The 19,874-nt window shown below is 53.0% G+C and carries 21 protein-coding genes and 1 pseudogene; 7 read left to right on the top strand and 15 right to left on the bottom strand.

Translation table 11 applies throughout. The annotated features are described in order from the left end of the window. Positions 1-165: 165 nt before the first annotated feature. The 8 genes from AC07S6_RS02980 to AC07S6_RS02945 all read right to left on the bottom strand — a co-directional run bounded on the left by AC07S6_RS02980 (position 166) and on the right by AC07S6_RS02945 (position 8,299). Positions 166-639, bottom strand: coding sequence for a hypothetical protein (locus AC07S6_RS02980; protein WP_202691801.1), 474 nt, complete (start codon positions 637-639; stop codon positions 166-168). Beyond that, positions 636-1,517, bottom strand: coding sequence for a winged helix-turn-helix domain-containing protein (locus AC07S6_RS02975; protein WP_495111648.1), 882 nt, complete (start codon positions 1,515-1,517; stop codon positions 636-638). The genes AC07S6_RS02980 and AC07S6_RS02975 overlap by 4 nt, the downstream gene beginning before the upstream one ends. Positions 1,518-1,656: 139 nt before the next feature. Beyond that, positions 1,657-2,739 carry a fimbrial protein gene (locus AC07S6_RS02970; RefSeq protein ID WP_495111647.1) on the bottom strand — a complete coding sequence of 361 codons (1,083 nt, stop codon included), beginning with the start codon at positions 2,737-2,739 and terminating at the stop codon, positions 1,657-1,659. A gap of 26 nt (positions 2,740-2,765) precedes the next feature. After that, positions 2,766-5,294, bottom strand: coding sequence for a fimbria/pilus outer membrane usher protein (locus AC07S6_RS02965; protein ID WP_495111646.1), 2,529 nt, complete (start codon positions 5,292-5,294; stop codon positions 2,766-2,768). 35 nt (positions 5,295-5,329) lie between these two features. Continuing rightward, entirely contained in the window at positions 5,330-6,073 is a 744-nt protein-coding gene (locus AC07S6_RS02960) for a fimbrial biogenesis chaperone (RefSeq protein ID WP_495111645.1), read from the bottom strand. An 82-nt stretch (positions 6,074-6,155) separates the two neighbouring features. Then, the gene (locus AC07S6_RS02955) at positions 6,156-6,701 is read right to left on the bottom strand and encodes a fimbrial protein (RefSeq protein ID WP_495111644.1); all 546 of its coding nucleotides are present in this window, start codon (positions 6,699-6,701) and stop codon (positions 6,156-6,158) included. 226 nt (positions 6,702-6,927) lie between these two features. After that, complete coding sequence (locus AC07S6_RS02950; protein WP_495111643.1) at positions 6,928-7,491, bottom strand: fimbrial protein; 564 nt, start codon at positions 7,489-7,491, stop codon at positions 6,928-6,930. Between the two features lie 175 nt (positions 7,492-7,666). Beyond that, positions 7,667-8,299: a LuxR C-terminal-related transcriptional regulator gene (locus AC07S6_RS02945; RefSeq protein WP_495111642.1), complete on the bottom strand. Its 633-nt coding sequence runs from the start codon at positions 8,297-8,299 to the stop codon at positions 7,667-7,669. Positions 8,300-8,565: 266 nt separating this feature from the next. Here AC07S6_RS02945 and AC07S6_RS02940 point away from each other — a divergent pair, with 266 nt between their 5' ends. Next, positions 8,566-8,763, top strand: a complete 198-nt coding sequence (locus AC07S6_RS02940; protein WP_495111641.1) for a carbon storage regulator — start codon at positions 8,566-8,568, stop codon at positions 8,761-8,763. Between the two features lie 421 nt (positions 8,764-9,184). On the opposite strand, the gene AC07S6_RS02935 is transcribed toward AC07S6_RS02940, so the two are convergent. Then, complete coding sequence (locus tag AC07S6_RS02935) at positions 9,185-10,645, bottom strand: MATE family efflux transporter (RefSeq protein WP_495111640.1); 1,461 nt, start codon at positions 10,643-10,645, stop codon at positions 9,185-9,187. Positions 10,646-11,039: 394 nt separating this feature from the next. Between AC07S6_RS02935 and AC07S6_RS02930 the strand changes: the two genes are divergently transcribed. The 4 genes from AC07S6_RS02930 to AC07S6_RS02915 all read left to right on the top strand — a co-directional run bounded on the left by AC07S6_RS02930 (position 11,040) and on the right by AC07S6_RS02915 (position 13,851). Beyond that, entirely contained in the window at positions 11,040-11,528 is a 489-nt protein-coding gene (locus AC07S6_RS02930) for a hypothetical protein (protein WP_495111639.1), read from the top strand. A 43-nt stretch (positions 11,529-11,571) separates the two neighbouring features. Continuing rightward, on the top strand, positions 11,572-12,393 hold the full coding sequence (locus AC07S6_RS02925) for an MBL fold metallo-hydrolase (protein WP_495111638.1): 822 nt from the start codon (positions 11,572-11,574) through the stop codon (positions 12,391-12,393). 113 nt (positions 12,394-12,506) lie between these two features. Beyond that, a complete protein-coding gene (locus AC07S6_RS02920) occupies positions 12,507-12,884 on the top strand; it encodes an SGNH/GDSL hydrolase family protein (RefSeq protein WP_047710955.1) in 378 nt (125 codons plus the stop codon). 439 nt (positions 12,885-13,323) lie between these two features. Beyond that, positions 13,324-13,851 (top strand): GNAT family N-acetyltransferase, encoded by a 528-nt coding sequence (locus tag AC07S6_RS02915; protein WP_197900219.1) that lies wholly within the window; start codon positions 13,324-13,326, stop codon positions 13,849-13,851. A gap of 7 nt (positions 13,852-13,858) precedes the next feature. Here AC07S6_RS02915 and AC07S6_RS02910 read toward each other — a convergent pair whose 3' ends face one another. Together AC07S6_RS02910 and AC07S6_RS02905 are read right to left on the bottom strand one after the other, a co-directional pair. Further along, positions 13,859-14,065 carry a hypothetical protein gene (locus AC07S6_RS02910; protein ID WP_034127516.1) on the bottom strand — a complete coding sequence of 69 codons (207 nt, stop codon included), beginning with the start codon at positions 14,063-14,065 and terminating at the stop codon, positions 13,859-13,861. A gap of 176 nt (positions 14,066-14,241) precedes the next feature. Continuing rightward, complete coding sequence (locus AC07S6_RS02905) at positions 14,242-14,613, bottom strand: hypothetical protein (RefSeq protein WP_495111637.1); 372 nt, start codon at positions 14,611-14,613, stop codon at positions 14,242-14,244. A 133-nt stretch (positions 14,614-14,746) separates the two neighbouring features. On the opposite strand from AC07S6_RS02905, the pseudogene AC07S6_RS02900 reads away from it, so the two are divergent. Then, a pseudogene (locus tag AC07S6_RS02900) lies at positions 14,747-14,965 on the top strand (hypothetical protein); the annotation flags it as partial. Here AC07S6_RS02900 and AC07S6_RS02895 read toward each other — a convergent pair. Beyond that, positions 14,962-15,600, bottom strand: a complete 639-nt coding sequence (locus AC07S6_RS02895; protein ID WP_034127517.1) for an NAD(P)H-dependent oxidoreductase — start codon at positions 15,598-15,600, stop codon at positions 14,962-14,964. The pseudogene AC07S6_RS02900 and the gene AC07S6_RS02895 overlap by 4 nt on opposite strands. Before the next feature lie 94 nt (positions 15,601-15,694). On the opposite strand from AC07S6_RS02895, the gene AC07S6_RS02890 reads away from it, so the two are divergent. Then, positions 15,695-16,162, top strand: coding sequence for a MerR family transcriptional regulator (locus AC07S6_RS02890; RefSeq protein ID WP_256220273.1), 468 nt, complete (start codon positions 15,695-15,697; stop codon positions 16,160-16,162). Positions 16,163-16,317: 155 nt separating this feature from the next. Here the strand turns inward: AC07S6_RS02890 and AC07S6_RS02885 are convergent, their stop codons facing one another. The 3 genes from AC07S6_RS02885 to AC07S6_RS02875 form a co-directional block, all read right to left on the bottom strand. Further along, on the bottom strand, positions 16,318-18,177 hold the full coding sequence (locus AC07S6_RS02885) for a calcium-binding protein (protein WP_495111636.1): 1,860 nt from the start codon (positions 18,175-18,177) through the stop codon (positions 16,318-16,320). A gap of 369 nt (positions 18,178-18,546) precedes the next feature. Next, complete coding sequence (locus AC07S6_RS02880) at positions 18,547-19,164, bottom strand: hypothetical protein (RefSeq protein WP_020302730.1); 618 nt, start codon at positions 19,162-19,164, stop codon at positions 18,547-18,549. Next, positions 19,164-19,862 carry a hypothetical protein gene (locus AC07S6_RS02875; protein ID WP_073521544.1) on the bottom strand — a complete coding sequence of 233 codons (699 nt, stop codon included), beginning with the start codon at positions 19,860-19,862 and terminating at the stop codon, positions 19,164-19,166. The genes AC07S6_RS02880 and AC07S6_RS02875 overlap by 1 nt, the downstream gene beginning before the upstream one ends. Between the last annotated feature and the right edge of the window lie 12 nt (positions 19,863-19,874).

Raw genomic sequence — 19,874 nt, 5'->3', positions numbered from 1 at the left:
ATTCACCCAAAATGCCTTATTCCACGACCACTCAATGCGCGGACACGCAAATGCCTCCAGGTTCCTCTAGGCATGGGCAGATAAATTCTAATTAATTTTTTCATCTACAGGCACCCAGAACGGGCGCCTGCGTAACATCAGAAAAGGCGTGAGGTATGCGTCAACTCAGCGCTCAATACCAAAGCAGCGTATAGCCTCTAACTCCTTAATATAAAAACACTCGCTTTTGGAGCGGGTCGTTAACTTATAAAGGCTTAATCTGGAAAAGACGTTCGAGTAATAGGCGTAATTGAAAGCAATGTCGCGATCGATGCTCAGGTTGTGCTTAAGCCATTCATTGTCTCGCTCTTGGCTAATCACGAATCGGGCGTTGCCAAACAAACTGCTTTCCTGGGTCAATGCAAAATCTTGACTGCTTTTATTGACCTCTTCAAAGTCATGCAGTTTGTAGCCATGAGACTGTAAGCGCAGACGTGTGTCATAGACGTCGCCATTACTCATGATGATCCCGCCAGAGGCGAAAAATGTCCCTTTAAATATCTGCCTGCTTGACTGGGCAGAGTAGGCGATGTGCAAAACCACCAATACAATCGCTGCAAGCGTCAAGGCAATGGTGTAGCGAATATTAAAAGGCCTCAATTGATGCACCTCTGTAATTGCTCTTCCGTCAGTTGCGATACTTTTGATTTATGGACGGTCAAAAACTGAACGGTCTTTCCTTGGTCAATGCACACTATTTCATAAAAGCCGTGCATTTTATTAAAGAGGACGGTTTCCGGTTTTTTAACATACGCGGCTAAACGGTCACGCAACGGTTGCAAATCCTGGCGTAGCTTGGTCAGCTCTTCTGGGCTCTCCGATATGTATTCAACATTCAAGTCGCCCACCGATTCAGTGTCACGGTACATCCCTTGCTGTAGCCAAAGCCCCCAGTCAACACGCCAGACCAGACTGATGGTCAACGCCACGACTAACGTTGCGAGCACATAATTAGTGTAGCCGGACAGGGCCTTTAATGAATAAACCACTTTTGATGCGCCACCCAATACTGGCGCAACGCTAACACTTGCAATACCTGCCGCTATTTCTGGGATAAGGATTTTTTCGGTGGTGACAAACGGAACCTCCGTTTCGCTCAAAAAAGCGGAGTTAAAGCGATAACCACGGCGAGGAACGGTCTGAATGATGGTGCGTTGCTCATCGTCACCCAGCACCTCGCGAATATTGGAGATCGCTTGATTAAGACTGTTTTGCCCGACCACCCTGCCCGGCCATCCAAAGGCGAACATCTCCTCACGATCGACGATCAGGTCCGCCCGGGAAATCAACAATTCAAGGAGCCTGCTTGAGCTGTAGCTCAACTCCAGTCGGGTGATAGTGCGTCCATCACCTACCAGCAAAAGATGCTGGCTGGGGGTAAATTGCGCATAGCGCGACGTATCATGAAGTTTGAGTGTCACCTGCTGATGCCCCACCGACGGTGGAGTATTGCTACCAGCGCTTTCAATGGGTTGCATTACCGTTATTACCCCGCACCCGCCTACGACATCCTGGATAGATTGCGAATACACCTAAGCAACCGGCGGCACGCTTAATGAGCGAGAGTATAGACAATTTCAGACACATTCATACGGGCCGGACGCCCGATAATTCTGACTATTGGTAGTTGATCGTAAAGGTCACGGTGGCATTCGCCGGGCCGCTTTGCGCCACTGCGTTAGCTTGCTTGATGTAACGCGCCTTGAGACGGATAAGATAACTCCCTCCTTCGTTCGACTGCAGTGAGAGACCACTGTCAAGCAAGGTGGACAGCTTGATCGGTTGAGCACTCTCTTGAGCGATTTGCACGCCAATGCCTTGCGCAGCTTTCACTGCACCCTGCAGGCCAGGCGTGAGACTCAAGATCCCCTCTTCATTGGATACGGCCGGTTGGGTGGGGTCGATTCTGAACGTCACTTTGTTGGGGTTTAACACCACACCCGGTTCACCACCCACCGCACCCGCAGAGTAATAGCCGTGAAATCCCGGACACTGATTGAGTGCGATGCCAAAGTCCTGCCACGGGGTGTAGCCGAGATGCTCAAGTTCACTGATTGGATGCCTGCCCAGATTTACCTGAACATGGGGCGTCCGGCAGGTTTGTGACGCGACTCTGAGCAGGCCAGAGAGTCGTACTTTACGCACCGGCAGCTGCTGCCCTCGGATGTCATAGCTGATAAGCACAGTGGGCAATGTTGCACTGGAAATAGCTCCCGCCTCTACGTTGGTGCTGACTTTTATAAATGACAGAGTGAATTTATCCAGACCCTGATTGCGCAAAACACACCCTTCCGATCCAGGGCAGTTGGGGCTCCTTGTGATGGATGGGAAGGGGCGATTATCCGCGTCCAGAATTTGCACGCCGATACCTGCAAGATTGGTAGGGTAAACGCTGCCCCCCGCGCGCGTTTGATAGCCGGGAATCGCTGCAGAGGAGGTCTCCACGCTACGCCTGACACTGATGTCATCTACCCCCGGGGCGCAGCGAATCGCAGAATTGCCCGCAAGATTGAACACTTGCCGGTAGACCTCGGTTCCCACTGCAATGTCGCGCCCAACGGTAATCTGAACGGCACGCAACGCCAGGGTCGATTGGATCAACCCGCCCCTCTCCACCAATTCACAAGAGGCCATGGCGTTGCCGGACGCCAGTGCAATGCCCCATGCCAATGCATATTGAATACCGATAGGGGTAAACATGTTCCCTCTCCTCAGACCAGAACGGATTAGTGTTGGATGGGTGTACATACGCCGTCTTGTGACTGTAAACCTTGCCCTTTGTCGTCTGACGCCGGGAGCATCAGCAGGCACTGCTGACTGGCCTCCCGCCCCCAACTGACCCGTACCTGATCCACGCCTTCTGGCACCCGCGCATAGAGCTGCCCTCCCTGGCCAACCATGCCCAATGGCTGTCCAGCAGAAAGGCTCACGCTCGCACCGAAAGGCAGAGGGCTGCCATCGACCAAATGCACATTAATTAACAGCGCCCTGCCAGTGTTGGTCGCGAAATCAACCGCCAACACGGCGCCAGCGGTTGGCGCAACTTTGCGACTGGACTCAGCCAAATCAACCCCACTGGATGCACCGCGAGGGTCGATGCCCACTTCGTTGAGTTCATAAGGACGCAGGTAAGGCACCACCGCATTACCCTGCCCATCCAGCCTGACTCCCGGGTAGCCCAGGACTTCTGCACCCTGCGCCCCAGTTGCACTGACCACCGCGATGGTGTCGCTACGAAACGGGCTGAGCGTAATCCCCTTCGGGTGGGCTACCAAGCTGCCACCCATGCTCACCCCCAGAGCGGCGTAACCGTCACCCTGACTCAACGATCCGCTCATAGCAGTTTTTGTCCCTTGGTACTGGCCATTCCATGAAGTACCTGTCGCACCGCTCGCACCGTCACGTTGGACACCCACACTGTAACTGTATTGATTATTCTCTCCGGCACTGCTGCTCAGGTATAAGTCTTCGCTGAGTTTGCCTTGTGCATCGCGCCCCAGGCGCGCCGACAACTGGGAATAACCGCGCTTTGCGCCGAACTCCAAGGGGAAACTGACAGTCAGCAGGTAGCTGGTGTCCATCGGCCCCAATGCCAGGCGGCTACGGTTGGCATTTAGACTCAGGCCCACACGTCCCACCTGGGTGCTGTAGCTGAGCTGATACTGCAAGTCATTCCCGGCAGCGTTCCAGTAGCGCTGGGAAGACGCACTGACACCTACCTGCCCCCAGTCTCCAACACGCTGATTGGCGCTCAGAATCACGCGATTGCTCACAAGCGAAAGTACAGAGCCACCGGATAGAGCACTCTGTTCAAGCTCCAGGCGCTGCGCGGCATCGTTGAGGTCCCGTGCTCCCGTCGCCGAGTACCAATAAGACGCCGCAGTGAAATAGCTACCGGTGGCGAGCACATTTTTGCTGTACAGCAGGCGCAAGGTCCTGCCGTCCTCTGCACCACTGGAAAACCGGGTTTTTGAGTGCGTGAGGTCTACCGCCAGTGCCCCCGCCGGCGTATTCATGGCTACCCCAGTCAACAATGCATTGTACGAGTCGCTGGCTTGTAAGCCGCTTTCGCCCGTAAACAGGTTGTTCAGGCCATGTTGAAAGGTGGCCTGGAGGAAGCTGGGCGGGTGATCAAGGTACTGGTTACGCAATTGCCCCGCCGTCAGGCTGTAACGCGAAACGCCGGGGCGCAGCAACTGGCTGACCGACGCGTAAGGTACGGTAAAGTGTTGCTCGCTGCCGTCGGCTTCAATGACGGTTACGCTCAGATCACTGCCATATCCACTGGCGTAAAGATCATCGATCACAAACGCGCCAGGCGCCACCAGGACCTCCAGCAAAACGTTGCCTCCCTGGCGCACGACTACGCGGGCGCTGGTGCGGGCAATACCACGAATCACTGGCGCATACCCGCGCAACGATTGCGGCAACATTCGATCGTCCGTGGCTATTTGCACTCCTCGATAGATCACACTGTCAAATATCTCGCCCGTGGTATTGGCTTCGCCCAGGGTTAGTTGGCTTTTAAGTGCAACCAAATCACGTTGCAGATAAGTGCTCAGGTCCTGATACATTGACCCGCTCGTGGGCTGCCAACTTACCGAGCCGTTATGGCGGGCACGCCAATTGCCAAGGTTCAATCCGGCATCAAAGTTGAGGTAAGCCGAGTCCTCGGCGTCGCCCTTGAGGTTGCGAGTGGCATTGAGGCTATAGCCAAACGTCGCCGCGGTCGCGCCACGACTCCACAACTCAGGGTTGACGTACCCCCTGGCGTCACGGCGCATCGCCACCTGAGGAACATAAACACTCAAGGCCAAGGCCTGCGAGTCGAATGCCACGCTACTGCCGTTGATGGTATCCGCCAATACCAGGCACGTTGGGTGGTCTGCTAAGGCTCCACTTAGCGTGTGCGAATCAACCCCCAATTCATCCAGCAGCACCGGTGTGAAACAGGGCACTACATCGCTCCCCTGCGCGGAAAAAAGAATGCTTTTTCGGCCGATGGGCTGATCGTTGACGAACATGTCCACCCGGTACGCTCCCGGTAGAACGACATTTCCCTTTTCAAAAGGCCTCAGATCCAAATGCCCGGACCCCTCAGGCAGGAACGCACTGTTAAAACGTACTTCAGCTGCCTGGGCCCCCTGCAAAGGCTGCATGACCGCCGTGAACATCCAGACAACGATTGGCCTGGGCAAACGTGAGGCACTCAGATACCGAGCTAATTCGGCCCTGGCATAGAAAAGGATCTTCATGGATTACTCGTCTGCGCTGTACGCGCCAATAGCGTCTAAGGCGCCAGTGGCCGTTTGATCACCACATCCGCGCCATAATCATTGATAGCGCTGAGTTCCACTTGGGCCTGAGGCCTTGGCAAATGCTTGAGCGCAGGCAAGACAAAAGCTTGGGTAGCCCCCGGCGCAATCATTTCGCTGCCACCCGCAAAGCGTTGCTCACCGTCCACCAACACCACGCCAGTCACGGTTATATGAAAACCAGTCGGGTTATGCCCCACCAATGCAATACCACCTGCTTGGCGAGCAACCCGCCATTGAACTCGCTCAATGGCGTCCGACGCATCACCCGCTAGCGTTTGGGGCCGGTAGAAAATCTTGATTCGCGAACGGAAGGCCATCTGCAAGATGTTGACCGGTGTACCGGTCTCTGGGGGGTTAGCGGGAACTTCAAGCAAGTTAAAGTAATAAACCGACTCTTTATCCTCGGGCACGCTCGCGCCAGTAAACATCATCCTCACGCTCTGACCTTTATTGGGATCCATACGAAAAACAGGAGGGGATAACACAAAAGGCGCCGTTGAATGAGTTGGACTTGACGCCGGGTCGCCGCTGTCAACCCAGGTTTGTACTAATACCGGCGACTCACCGTTATTTTTTAACGTCACGGTAATTTCTGTTTCGTGTGCGGGGTAGATCAGACGCGTGCCGCTAATCACAACACTGGCCATTGCTTGGCAACAAGCCATTAACATCATTGTTGCCACTACACCCTGGCGTATCAACGTGAAGTAAGCCATAAAGTCCCTTGTCTGGCTGCCCGGCTCCCCCCGCTGTTATCCTGATGGGCAAAGATAACGAGAGAAGCCGGGACGCTATTGCTTATTGGTAGTTGATGGAATACGTCACGGCACCGGCGAACATACCCGCTGTTGGCGTTGGATTGGTCGTCACATATTGAACGGTATAGGCCATTGAGGCATTGCCACTTGCAATTGGCGTGATGCCCGAGGTTAGCTGATTGGAGCTGCCAATGGTCACTGGGGAATTGTTAGAATCGTTGATTTGCAGTGCGATACCCGTCGCAGCACTAGAGCCGGGCGCAGTGTTAGCCACTGTACCGTTCATAGTAACACCCTGGCCGCCTTGAAAAAAGACAGACGCATTCGTCGCCGTTCCTGCACAAGCAGTCAGCGCAAAATTAAGTGCAGTGCTCCCTTTGGTCTGGTTGACTGCATTCATCCCTGCGGTCGAGACCGTAGGCAAAATAACACTAGGTGACGAACCATTGTTATTAACATTAATGGTGCACGTTTCAGCAGTAATTGCGCCCGTAAAATTGATAGTGCCGTCACTGGCAGCGGCATTAGCGAACTGAACAGACGATGCAACCATCAACAACGATACAGCGATTATTTGACGTTTCATTTTAAGAACTTCCTTGGTTAAACTTAAAAATCAGATGCAACACAACATAAAGAGCCCTTCGCACTTCTTATTGCGCAGCACAATCAGTCAATCATGGTCTACGACATTCGAACAACTCAAAAAGAAACATTCACACTTCAATTCACTACCCGATCAACGCCCTCCTCCAACGCGTAGGGGCATAACCTCCATCTATTAAAACCACTTCAAGTTACTACCCACTTCTTCATTGGTAGCTGATTGAATAAGTTACGTTCGTCGAAAATGGGCCGGAACCTACCGCATCGCTGTTAACGACATACTGAGCGGTGTATCCCAACAGACCGCCAAAGGTGGTAGCTGGCTGATTTAACTGAGAGGGGTCTCCTATCAGAATGGGGTTCATAGAAGCATCATATAACTGTAGCGCGACGCCCGTGGCCCCATGGAAAGTGATAGTGTTTCCCAGTGTGCCGTCCGAATTGACATGCGGCCCACCTTGGAAAAATACCTTCGCCTTAGTAGTACTTCCCGAACAGCTTGTCAGTTTAAACGTAAAATCAGTACCACCCTTGGTGCTGCCTTCTGCGACCATACCCGTCCGACTCACCTTGGGTAGCGCTATGTTTGATGTACTACCCACCTTATTGTTGACAGAAATGGTGCATGTCTGCGCCACCAAACTACCACCAAACAGAATTTTGCCATCACCTGCAACCGCTACAGCAGCGAGGGCAGGCTGGGCAGACATTACGAGCAGCGATACCATGCCACCCGTCACTGCCCATGCATTGCATCTATATATCATCATTCATTCGCTCCTCTACTAACGGTGGCGTTTTGCAATGTCATGTAGCCACCTCCGTTAAAGCAACTCTAGTCTCAATTCGGCGCTTCACAAATCAAGAATAATGATTCACAGATTTTCACACATAAATCCATCCTGATGGTTTACCAGACCTTGAGCGTGGAGGAGCGCCAGGCGATCAAAGCAGCTTATTGCGAACTGCTAACGCGCTTAACTGGGCCATTGACTGCAGCTGTATTTTTTCGAAAATATTGGTTTTATAAACACTGATAGAGCGACTGCCAATTTTCATTTCCTCAGCAATCTTTTGATTGGTCAATCCTGCTGCCAGACGCTGAAACACCATCAGCTCGCGATCCGTCAGCGTTGCAATTAAGCCCGCTTCACTATCAAAAGATCGCTCCCGGGTCTTTATGGGGGAATGAATAAAGTCGAAATAACCGTAACCAGAACGTATTGCTCGAAGAATGAACGCGACTCCCCGCATATCACCACACACTCTTAGCAGTACGCTTGCCCCGGCTCGCCTGTAGCGCGCTGAAAAATGGGAGGGATTTTGTTCTGTCAGGACAATTATTTTCAATCCCCGGTCCTCCTCACGCATTTGCCTGATCAGATGGATGCCCTCGATATCGAACGCAGGAATATCCAGCACTGCAATTTCAGGGCGTTTAATTCGTGCCACTTCAACAACCTTCACTGCGCACGGCGTATTAATCAATACACCGACAGACGCTTGCTCCAAAACACCGGCTATCCTATCTCTCCTTTGAGAGTGCCCGCTCAGTGCAACAGCTGTTATTTTTTCCATCGCTCATTCCGCCTGTCACAGACGCTTGTCTCTGATGTCAGTCAAGCCAAGCCAACTATAGAAGTCTCACCAGAATAATCGAACATATGGGTATTCAAATCTAAAAAACTCTATTTTTAGCTAAATGATGTCAAAGATGCTCGACAATCTGACTCACGCTTTCCGGCATGCTCTCGATCGACAACTAAATTGGTTTTTCATTATTTTTGATTTAAATTTCAGCCCGTTCACGCAGAGCATGTGCAGGCAACAACCATCACGGAGCAATGCACATGGAAATTATAAATTTGAATGTCGGTGATACCTGTCACTTGAGCTTTGAGACTAAATTGCGAGTTCTAGCCACTCGAGGTAATAGTGTTCAGTTAGGGTTCGAGGCGCCGAAAGATGTGCATATTTATCGCTCAGAGCTCATACTCTCGCCAGATAAGCGACGGGACCAGACAGGTAAACGCCGTGGTTGACTGACCTGATAGCCCCCTGGTAAAGCTCGCCAACTGAGTGCATCGCACGGGCTATTCCTGGTCTTGGGGCGCACTTCGAAGCGAGTAAAACATTGGGCGATTAATCGTGCGAAACAACCGCCTGTCAGAGCACAGATTGTCATCCGGTCGAATGCATACTTTTGATTGCTCATGACGTAGAGCGAGGGAACGCATACCCTGAGCGTTTAACGATCGGGCGTCGTGACCTGATGGCGACCTGTTCACTCAGGGCCACCTCAATACTTCATGGTTCGCCGCAATGCATTTACCGCTTTCGTCACCTCAGCATGCTCCTGGCAGGCACATGCGAACTCCAACCACCCACACGCCGTTGTCACGGCGTCTCCATTGATAACTCTGAAGCCCCCTTTATTCGATGCCCGTCAAGGTCATCGAGTTGTTATTTATTTACACCCGCACGCCGTGAGAACTGCCGACGTAATAGCGATACCACGCCCGTCGCCAGCACAATGGTCGACAGCGGCAATGCCAGTAATATGCCGTTAACCCCGAGCCAGGGCGCTAGTATCAGCAAAAACGGAATTTGAATGCACATATTTGCCAGGGTAATCATAGTCGCCCTTCTGCTGTCGCTGATCGCTTGATAATACGCCGCGGCGAGCACTAGGAATCCGTCCAGAAATAGCACAAACAAATGCAGGCGAACAGCGTCAATGGCTGCCACATCCAACGCTGGGTCTTCGTCGCTGATAAATATTCGCGTGCCAATGTGTGGGAAGATCAAAATCATCAGTACCAACACCACGCCCGTGCCCACCACCCAGCGCATGGCCAGAAAGAACACCTTACGGACTAAAGCCGATTGGCCCGCACCATGAAAGTAGCTGACCAGAGGTTGCATTCCACTGGCCAAGCCTTCGGCCAGCAGATAATAAACCGTCATCAAATACCCGGTTATGGCATAGGCTGCGACGTTCACGGTGCTGCCGTAATGCATCAACGCGGCGTTGTGCAATAACGCTGCGAAGCTGGCGTAAAGGTACATCAATAAACTGGAAAACCCATTAAGCAGAATCTGCCGACAGGATGCCGGCTGTAGGCCGAACTCGCCCAGGGCCAGGCTTAATGGCAAGGAACTGTAACGGGTGAATAGAAATACCAAGCCGATCAGTGCCGAGAGCGACTCGCCGGTGACTGTCGCAATGGCCGCCCCCTGCAGACCCCAGCCCAACAAAACGATAAATACGTAGTCCAGCACTATATTAGTGAGTGCCCCTACGAGCATCATTATCGTGGCCAACATGGGAGCGCCCAGGTTCCTGACCAGAATGGGCATGGCAATACTGGCCATTACCAACGGTGAGGACCAGCCGATAATTTGCAAATAGCCACTACCATGGCGCTGCACGCTGGCATTGGCGCCTTGCAAAGCAAGCAAGCTATCGCGCCCAGCGATAATCAACAGGCCAACGACAACGCCTAATAATGCCAACAGCCACAAGCCTTGTATGAGAAAGCCCTTGGCCCTTTGGAAGCGCCCTTCGCCCTGGGCGATTGAACAATGAGTGCCCGCCCCCGCACCAATCATAAGGCCAACACCGGCCATCAGGCCGATCCAGGGCCACGCCATGTTAATGGCTGCCAGCCCTTCGGCGCCCACTACATGCCCAATAAAGATCCCGTCGACGATCTGATACAAACCACTGACCAACATTGCCATGACCGTGGGCAAGGCATAACGCCAATAGGCTGCGGCCACGTTATCAGGCGTAATAGCGATTGAGCGCCTGTTCATAGTGCTGACCTGAGCTGATTTGAGAGTAAGGAGTTGCAGTTGCTTGCCATATGCATAGTCCAGTATTGCTCTCGTTGAAAATAGATTCACCTCAAATTCAAACAACGTAAACGCGCGGCGCACGCTACACCAATCTCGAGAAGAAAAGGCTAAAAAGTCATTAATTCACAGTTACTCACATGCCTGGCCAGCGGTGCCATTGTATACGCCGCGGCGAGACGCTTTTCATAGAAAACAGAGGCGACCATTAAAACCAAGCACAAACACCCCTATTCACCGCCAATAATAATTCTTCATAAGGTTATAGACGACAAATTAAAAACTCGGCCTAAACTGCGTATAGATCGGAGAGTTTACGGCTTACGATTTATGTGCACCCAAAAACTAACTGTAGGGCAAAAACCTCCAACCCTCGCAGTTATTACGTTGGCTCCAAAAAAGAGCAGTTTCTTTAAAGCCCTCGCCTTCGAAACCATAAATCAATGAGCAATCTATTCCTATGCCGCCACCCACCATCATTGTCAACATGGGAAAATCCGTTTCCCTGATCGGAGGGGACGCTGTCCTTTCCACCAGCGGGCTCTCTGACTGTTCTGCCTTGGCGATATTATCAAACTGGAACGGGCATACTTACCAAAGGCGCACATTGATGCATTTAGTCGGTAGCAGCCTCGACAAAGGATTATGGGGTATAAATGTTTACTATTTAATCTCACAACTTAAAATCTCACTACGCGCTGGTGGAAAAATCATTCTTGTGGGCGGCCTCAGTTCGCAATCCAATTGCGGGCTAGCGTTGACGATCGGACAATCTACAAACTCGGATAGCATGCCATTAGCGGATCTTTTAAGAACAAGAAATGTGTCAATTGTCATGGCCGGCGCGTCCTCAGTCTCAATAAGTCCCAACGGTGAGTTTGATCTGCTCGACAATGGGCGAGGTGTACTAGACGAGGCCGACGTAAAAGCTGTTTTTGATTCAATCTGACACAGGCCAAAACAACGCAATAGTCTTCAGGAGCAAACATACTATGGATACTCAAGCCAAATTGACCTGGCAGCATTTCCCTGCTGGCTTACAGGGCTTTTTCCGAGCGCCTGTTCTGATTTCCGGTGAGCGCGAGGCTATTCTGATTGACGGTGGCTTTACGCTTTCGGATGGGAAATTAATGGTTGAAGCCATTAAAAACAGCGGAAAGGTCCTGACAACGATTTATATCAGTCAAAGCGATCCCGATTACTACTTCAGCCTGCAGCCCATCAAGGCTGCGTTCCCGGAGGCCAGAGTAATCGCTGCTTCGGCGACTATTGCCGCGATCAAGGACAGCGTCGAAAAGAAGCTGGCGACTTGGGGGCCTCAGCTCAAAGAGAACGGCCCGCAAACCTTGGCAGATGTGGTGATTCCCGAAGCCTTTGACGAGCCTGCCCTTAACCTGGAAGGCCATATCATTGAGGTCGTCAAGGCCGATGGCCTTTTCAATCGCAGCTATCTGTGGGTGCCATCGCTCAGCGCCATTTTCGGCGGCGTTCTGGTATTTTCTGGGGTTCACGTATGGACCGCTGATACCAAAAATCCTGGTGCCCGTGCGGCTTGGGTGAACAACCTCAACGCCATGATCGCACGCAAGCCTCAGGTAGTCGTCCCTGGCCACTTGACCCCCAATGCTCAGGTAAACGCCTCAGCAATCCACTATACCCGCGATTATCTACTCGCCTTCGAACATGAGCTTGCCAAGGCCGCCGACAGCGCGGCAGTGATAGAAGCCATGACCCAATTGTATCCCGATGCTGGTATGGGTATTGCGCTACAACTTGGGGCCAAGGTTGCCAAAGATGCACTGGAGTGGGGTTGAGAGCAATAAGAAACCCAGGGCGACGATCCGCTATTTCACTTAGCAACGGGCGTTGGAGAAAGCAGCTTTTCTCCCCCGCCAGAAAGCTAAGCTATTTTTAATTGGAGAAATCAATGAGCAAAAAAATTAACGTACTTCTCGTCGGCTGGCACCCTAACGCAGTGGATTACAGCAAATGGCCGGGGCTGACGCACGAGAAACTTCAGGCCGCGCTGGACGCCGATAAGAACACGTTTGAAAGCCTCGGCTACGCGACTGAACTAGGCTTAATCCAAAGTGAACAGACCGCAGAAACGCTCCTTCTCAGTCTTCTTCAGGAGAAACCACGTGATTGCGTCCTGATCGGCGCAGGCGTCCGTACTGATGCAGCGTATCTAAGCCTCTTTGAACGCCTCATCAACACAGTTCATGAACATGCACCCAACGCAAGAATATGTTTCAACAGTGGGCCATTCGACTCGCTTGAGGCTGTGCAACGCTGGGTTCCTTGAGCACAACCGCCAATATGCAACGCCGCTCATTGTCATTTCCCGATTTCAATACACGCGTATTCTTCTTAGCCAAGGTCCAGCAAAGGCATTCCGAATAGGATACTTTTAGAGATAGCACTCTCAAAAACGCCCCACAAAAAAACAAGGTTTTCAATCGTTTACCGTGTCGTTCGATTCCGGGTTCGGCACCATAGATATCAAGGGCTTGCCAGGGAAACCTGGGCAGGCCCTTATCTTTTCTGCTCCGCTATTTCAGAGCCTGCTCCGCAATTCCCCATCTCCGGCGTCCTGTCGAACGAATATCGTCAACGAAACGCTGCTGTTTTGCTGTCCGCGCCATAGGGATTCCTTGAGACTTTTGTGCCTCGCTTAGGCAGGACTTGAAATAGTGGCGGGTTGCCGGTATTGGTTGGAGTCATTTGGCGCAGAGAGCAGAGCAGTGATCACGATTCGAGAGGCAACGATTGAAGACCTTCAAACGCTCCGAGACATCGGCATAAAGACCTACAAAGAGCACTTTTCTGATATCTGGACCGCCGCAGGACTACAGAACTTTCTAAGCGAGGACTTCTCAGTTTCTGAACTGCAGAAATCTATCGGATCACCTATCAATCACTACTGGCTCATTGCGTTCGACGACAAAGGCCAGGCAGTAGGCTTCTCAAAAGTCAATTGGTCCAAGCCAATCCCAATGGCTGATCATGTTGGCGCCGAACTCCAGAAAATTTACTTCCTCAAGTCTCAGGCGGGTAAGGGCTATGGGAAGCAGCTTCTTCAACTCATTCAAGACACAGCGCAAAACCGCAATGAAGGTTTCTTATGGCTAGACGTACTGAAGACCAATTCAAACGCGCAGCGCTTCTATGGGAACTTCGGATTCAGGGCGTTGGGAGAAATTCCCTTCAGTACCGATGTAGCCGAAATCGGAATGGTCGTGATGTGCCGCGACCTTTTCCCTCGGGCGTGATTCGCGATTACTTATTTGGCTCGGATTTCGCAAACATCAGGCCGAAGAAAAAACCTGCGACCATGGTCAGATAGACCGACTTGTAGCCTGCGACGTTATAGGCCAGCCAGTAGTTGACCGCACTGATGACGGCGAAAGCCACGAAGAACTGCTTACGAGAAAATCGGCTGAAAAAATGCTCTACCGCCGCATTCACCGCCTTGAGCTTGTTCATTGCGCCTCTCCTTGAAAAAAGTGAAAATCCTCGCTCAACCGTCTATTGCCCGCCATGCTGCATCCGGTATCGGAGGGCTCCGCCTGGACTGGAAGAGCCGTAAATGTAAAGTAGCGGCATGATCAGATCAGTGCCTCCATCGAAAAAAATGAACGCCGGCCATCCACTCGCTTTGATTACCGGGTCCCAACACTTGGAACCCATAAAGTGCATGCTGTCGCCGCCTGAGCAATGAGCCAATCATGCTCACGCTTTGCGAAGGGTCGAGGGATCTCATAAGAGATCCGAAGCGCAAAGTTATAGGCGCCAATGACTTCGTTTCCAGTCGGTGTCGCTTCTTTCAACTTTGTGTTGGTTTTTAGCCCTTCTACGGCTCCGTGTAGGGCCAGTGCCTGTTTGGACGTGTCTGCGCTTTCTTCCAGAATTTGTATCGCGATAAAGGCTGCATTAGAGCAGCGATCCATCTTTTCCCACTGCTTAAGCTGTGCCTCATCACCGAGCACTGCAGCCGAGGTAAGCATCATCAGTGAGCCAATCCAAATACGCATAATTTGATCCTTCAAAAAATTTGGCATTAATACCCCAACCCAAACCAAATTGCCATTAGCGTGCAATGAGCGCGGCGCCTACCTGAGGTAAACGCAATGCCCGTACTTCACCGCACAATCCACAAGATCGACAATTCGCATCGACATCACCGCAGCGATTTTTACCGAGCTGTTCATCACGCTGATCTACGGCCTGGTGGATGCCGAACAGCGCGGGCGTGCAGCCAACGCCAATTCGGCACGAACACTGGTCAGGAAAGAACACTTTCGTCCGCAAAGTCTCGGGACGCGCTGTAAGCCATGCGCCACCCCACTATGGCTGCAACACGGGGCGGCTGCACGGTTTCCCTAGTTGATTTCAGTGACGAAGTTTTCGCGAGACCGCCGTACTTTTTTCAGGTTTACCAGCCAGTCAGACTCTGCTGCCCGATACCCCAACGGCAGGAGCACCACACTGCGCAGATGCCTGGCCCCCAGTCCCAGAATCTCATCGACAGCCGAGGGATCGAAACCTTCCATGGGCGTTGCGTCGACTTGCTCGGACGCCGCGGCGATTAAAGCCGAGCCCAGGCCAATATAGGCTTGGCGCGCAGCCGCTTGATAATTGGCCTCCTGCCCACGCTCGGCGACTATGCCGAGGAGCATTTGACGGTAATCTTCCCACCCCTGGTTGACAGTAGCTCGTACAGTATTGGTCAGGTCGAACATCATGTTGACGCGCTCAGGCGTTATGTCATCCCAGGCGGCGAACACCAGTAAATGAGAGCAGTCGGTCACCTGGGACTGATTCCAACTGACCGCCTTGATCTTTTCGCGAATGTGCGGATTAGTCACCACCAGCAATTCAAATGGCTGGAGGCCGCTCGAGGTCGCCGTCAGTCGTACCGCTTCCAGAATTCGCTCCAGCTTTTCAGCCGGCACGGTCTTGGACGGGTCATAACTTTTCGTCGCATAACGCCAATTCAGTAACTCGGTTATTTTGCTCATTCTTCATATTCCACGTAGGTCAACGGTCTTTATCCAGCCCAATCCGAATACCTTCAGGATTACGCTCCGGCTTATACTGCGGATTAAAGTCAACTTGAAGGTCAAGCAAAAAATGAAGATCGGCGAGATTTCGCGACGCACAGGCCTTGCTGCTTCAGCAATACGCTACTACGAGGAGCAAGGCCTGCTGGACGCTCCCACGCGTGACGTGAACAACTATCGCTATTACAGCGAAACCACCATTAAACGCTTGGAAGTCGTGATCCACGCGCAAAGGCTGGGGTTTTCCCTCGACACCATTCGTGGCCTCTTCCTTCATGACGGTAGCTGCTCCAAATCCCTCACTCTGCAACAGATCAATGTACGCCTGGAGGAGATACAGCACATCGAAGCCACGCTAAAAGTGCAGCGTGAGGAGTTGTTGATGCTGCAAGAAGTCCTCGAAGAAAGCCTTCGTACGGGCATCGCACCTGGATTGGATTGCCCAAGCAGCGTGGAGCGATTACGACCTGATCGAGCCGTAGTCATGCGAAGCAAACACATGATGGCTACCAGCAAGTAAAGAAAGCGCAATACTGCGAGATCTGGATCTCAACCAAATACAAACCTGATGCTGCCTCTCGCACTGACAGATTGCTATAAAGCGATAAACAAGAAAAAACCCCCACAGCATCAACGATCCTGTGAGGTTTTATCACCAGCTTTACCGATCCGGCATCAAACCACGCTGATCATCTCTGCACTCAACTGCGCCGCATTGAACCCCACCAAGGTGACACTGCTGTCCCCCGCCAGAATCACGCTGTCACTTCCATGCTGGGTAGTCGCACCGAGCACAGCATCAGCGCTGGCGAACAGCGACTTGGCGAACACCAGCAGGTCTTTCCCAGTCTGATGAATGTTGAAGTCACTGATCACGTCGTGACCGAACCCGCGCTGGTCGAAAACAAACAGGTCGCTGCCCACGCCACCGCTGAGTTGGTCATTACCCTGCCCGCCGATCAAGACGTCATTGCCGTTGGCGCCATACAGCGAATCGTTACCGGTGCCACCCAGTAGCGTGTCGTTGCCGTCGCCGCCGTGCAGCAGGTCATTGCCGGCGCCACCCTCGAGCCGGTCATTGCCGTTCTGGCCGAATATCAGGTCGCGCGCGGCGGTGCCTTTGAGGGTGTCGGCCAGTTGGCTGCCTTCGATGGATCTGGCATACGCCTTATCGGCGCCGAACAGGCCTTCGAAGTCGAGTTTGCCACTGGTCACCGTATAGGCCGGCGTGAGGGCCTCGCCGATGCCACCGAAGAGCCCGCCGAGCACGGGCACATGCCCGAGGCTGTTGGCCAGGCCGGTTTCGAACTCTACATGCTCTACGCCGTGCAATTCCTTCAGGCCATATTGGCCGCTGCTGTCGTTGAGAAACAACGTGCCATCGCTGAGTTTCACCGCTTCGTAGGAAGACACAGTGCCTTTGAGGAAGACTTTGTCGTTGCCCTCACCGCCGGCGACGATATCGGTACCGGTACTCACCCGGAAACTGTCGTCACCCTTGAACCCGTCGAGGAAGTCATCGCTGCGGCCGTCCTGCAGCTTGTCCGAACTGTCGGTGCCCAGCAGGAAAGCCGGTGTGCCGTAATGGTTGGAGGTGGCGGTCTGTTTGTCGCTGACCCAGGTAAAGCTGCGGCTGATGGCGTCGAGGTTGCTGATGATGATGGTGCTGTCGCGTTCGATGTAATCGTAGAAGGTCGATTGGGCGATACGCTGGATAGGGTTGATGAAAATGCCTTCCAAGTGGGCGGCCCAGCCTGACAGGTTGGCAATCGAGAACGGACCATTGGGCCAGGTTGGCAGCGCGTAGATCGTGTCGAACAGCACGATGTTGTCAGTCGTCGAAGTGTAACTGGCGTCACTGCCTTGAAGCGCATCGATAATGGCGCTGCCCACGTTGGTCTCTTGCCCCGTGAGGCGGTGGACCACATCGTTTTCAAAACCGAAGTTGAAGATTCCGTCGCTGTTGCTGGACTTGGGCGACTCCATGCCAAAGTAGTCCGAATCCTTGAAAAAACCGTCTGCCAAAGTGTCCTTGCCGATATACATGCTGTTGGTAACGGAGCCACCCTGGCTATAGCCGGTGACCAGAACATCCTTGCCGCTCAGGTTATGGCCGGTGGCGTAATCCTTGATTGAGTTGAGCAGGTAGTCGTAGCCGTTGATATAAGAGTTATCGATCATCGCCGGCCAACCCAGCAGATCAATTGGCGAGTTGGTGCCGGCAATGGAAAAACCCATTTTGACTAATTGGCCGCTGTCATCGTATTGACCAAACACCCTGGCTTGAGAACCAAAGACGCCGTCGCCGGTAAAACTTCCAGTGATGTCGGTGTGACTGCTATCAACCTGCAGTTCGCTCGCGCCGATCTCACGCCAGCCCTTGGGCAGCGCGAAGGTGTTGCCCTCGCCCAGCACAAGCCCCGGAATATTGTAGAGCGCGCCGACGGTCGCTACACCACTGGTATAAGTGGCGAGGGTCCAGGCATCTGAAATCAGGACGCGGGCATCTTGCCCCTTGTAATCGAATATAGCCATGTCAGTACTCCTTGAGCCCAGCGATCAACACCGAAAGTCAACGGTAATACCTGATGCGTCGGGCTAAACAATATGCATTGAAGTTGTTGTTGTGCATTCTGTTCAGGCTGCTTCGTTGCTTAATATCGAGGTTGACCATTAAGGAAGCTCGTCAACACTAGCCCAGAAGTGCCGCGTTAAAGTGACCGACTATCGGATGACAAGGGTATGTACTTAGGGAGATAGACGACAAAAGCGCCATAAGCGCTGTTTGACGAACAAGAGGTGAAGTTCTGTGTTGTTCGTGACTGGCGAGTCAAAGAAAATCAAACCCTTATAGCAAGTTGTGAACTGCAATAAGGGCTCGATAAGTTCAGGTTTCACTGGAACTCAGGAAGAATAAACCTCAGCACCTTGGCATACAGGCTGCTTGAACCTGGGTAATTGCTGCCGGGCCAGTTGTGCCTGCACGCCCGCGACCGCTTCAAGCACTCGTTGCGCCCAGTGCTCATCCTGCGGGTCGACCACCACCACGCGAAAGCCGTGGTCGTTGCCTTCAAGGCGCACGCCCTCGGAATCATCCACGTGCAAATCAATGTCGAAGGCCGGCGGAAATTTCGAGGGGGTGTTCGACAGCCCATGCACCGTGAGGGCGTGGTTATGGCGCTCGCTATTGACTACGCCGTCGACACGAATGCCGTACAGCATCAGCCAACGCCTGATGTAGGAAGGCGCCCTGCCCGATGAGGTGTAGACCCAGATACTGCAACCCTGGCGCCGCAGCTGCCGCGTCAGCGAACGGGTACCGATACGCAGCGGTTCTCCCCACCAACGATGAGCGCAGGCCGGTAGCCAGCTGCTCTCGACGTCAGCGTGGTGGAGCTGGCAAGCCAATGTGTCGTCGATATCAAAGGAGATGCGTACGCGCGGGCGCTTGGCGGCACGCGTGAGAAGCGCCTGCTGGATGGCTTGCACGGCTCGGCTGGCGAGTGTTGGATACCGGCGCATTAATGGCCTCCCTGATAAATAGGCTGTGGTGCGTCGCTCAAGAAAAACGCCTTGGGATCCGGCGCCTGTTCCTCCAGGAAGGCGGCGTACTTTTTCTTGATTTTGGGCAATTCATACAACGCCTTGACCCCATGTTTGGCCGAGTTGCGGATTACCGAGGAAGGATTGAAGTAACCCTCGGCATTTTCCAGCGTCAGCACGAACGGTGGCAACCCGGCCCGCATCAGCAGATAACTGACGATCAGCGAACCACTGCGGTTGTTGCCTTCGATGAACAACTGCGGCTTGCTGAGGATGCGCACATACACACCGGCCGCACGCTTCCACACCGATTCACTGCGATACGCGCAGTACCAATTGAACAAGTCCTTGATACCGCCTTCAACGTTGTTGAAGAAGTGCTCTTCGGTGGCGGCCAGGTGCTGCGCGTATTCCACGCGGCGCGCCGGGTCGCTACCGCAGAGCACCGTGGCGTTGATCTCCAGCATCAGGTCCAGATGATGAAGGTCAAACAGGTCAACGCCCCGTGCGACATAGTCGTCAACCAGCGCATAGCCTTCAAGCACGTTGTGCAGCACTTCGTCGGTCAAGGGGTCGCGCGGCTCGGTAAATTGCGTGCTGAGCTCGGCAAAGCGGCTCTGCACTTTGCGGAGCGCGCGTTCAATCGCTGACAAATCAAGACGATGCGTTGCAGACATTGGCATTCCTGG

The organism is Pseudomonas sp. GW821-FHT07B01, from assembly GCF_059419065.1.
Note: the sequence above shows the minus strand (reverse complement) of the source record. Positions and strands in the feature narration are given on the sequence as shown.

Excerpts from the sequence above, each read along its gene's own strand:
- AC07S6_RS02975 (WP_495111648.1), bottom strand. The coding sequence starts at position 1,517 with ATGCAACCCATTGAAAGCGCTGGTAGCAATACTCCACCGTCGGTGGGG.
- AC07S6_RS02970 (WP_495111647.1), bottom strand. The coding sequence starts at position 2,739 with ATGTTTACCCCTATCGGTATTCAATATGCATTGGCATGGGGCATTGCA.
- AC07S6_RS02965 (WP_495111646.1), bottom strand. The coding sequence starts at position 5,294 with ATGAAGATCCTTTTCTATGCCAGGGCCGAATTAGCTCGGTATCTGAGT.
- AC07S6_RS02960 (WP_495111645.1), bottom strand. The coding sequence starts at position 6,073 with ATGGCTTACTTCACGTTGATACGCCAGGGTGTAGTGGCAACAATGATG.
- AC07S6_RS02955 (WP_495111644.1), bottom strand. The coding sequence starts at position 6,701 with ATGAAACGTCAAATAATCGCTGTATCGTTGTTGATGGTTGCATCGTCT.
- AC07S6_RS02950 (WP_495111643.1), bottom strand. The coding sequence starts at position 7,491 with ATGATGATATATAGATGCAATGCATGGGCAGTGACGGGTGGCATGGTA.
- AC07S6_RS02945 (WP_495111642.1), bottom strand. The coding sequence starts at position 8,299 with ATGGAAAAAATAACAGCTGTTGCACTGAGCGGGCACTCTCAAAGGAGA.
- AC07S6_RS02940 (WP_495111641.1), top strand. The coding sequence starts at position 8,566 with ATGCACATGGAAATTATAAATTTGAATGTCGGTGATACCTGTCACTTG.
- AC07S6_RS02930 (WP_495111639.1), top strand. The coding sequence starts at position 11,040 with ATGCCGCCACCCACCATCATTGTCAACATGGGAAAATCCGTTTCCCTG.
- AC07S6_RS02925 (WP_495111638.1), top strand. The coding sequence starts at position 11,572 with ATGGATACTCAAGCCAAATTGACCTGGCAGCATTTCCCTGCTGGCTTA.
- AC07S6_RS02920 (WP_047710955.1), top strand. The coding sequence starts at position 12,507 with ATGAGCAAAAAAATTAACGTACTTCTCGTCGGCTGGCACCCTAACGCA.
- AC07S6_RS02910 (WP_034127516.1), bottom strand. The coding sequence starts at position 14,065 with ATGAACAAGCTCAAGGCGGTGAATGCGGCGGTAGAGCATTTTTTCAGC.
- AC07S6_RS02905 (WP_495111637.1), bottom strand. The coding sequence starts at position 14,613 with ATGCGTATTTGGATTGGCTCACTGATGATGCTTACCTCGGCTGCAGTG.
- AC07S6_RS02895 (WP_034127517.1), bottom strand. The coding sequence starts at position 15,600 with ATGAGCAAAATAACCGAGTTACTGAATTGGCGTTATGCGACGAAAAGT.
- AC07S6_RS02885 (WP_495111636.1), bottom strand. The coding sequence starts at position 18,177 with ATGGCTATATTCGATTACAAGGGGCAAGATGCCCGCGTCCTGATTTCA.
- AC07S6_RS02880 (WP_020302730.1), bottom strand. The coding sequence starts at position 19,164 with ATGCGCCGGTATCCAACACTCGCCAGCCGAGCCGTGCAAGCCATCCAG.
- AC07S6_RS02875 (WP_073521544.1), bottom strand. The coding sequence starts at position 19,862 with ATGTCTGCAACGCATCGTCTTGATTTGTCAGCGATTGAACGCGCGCTC.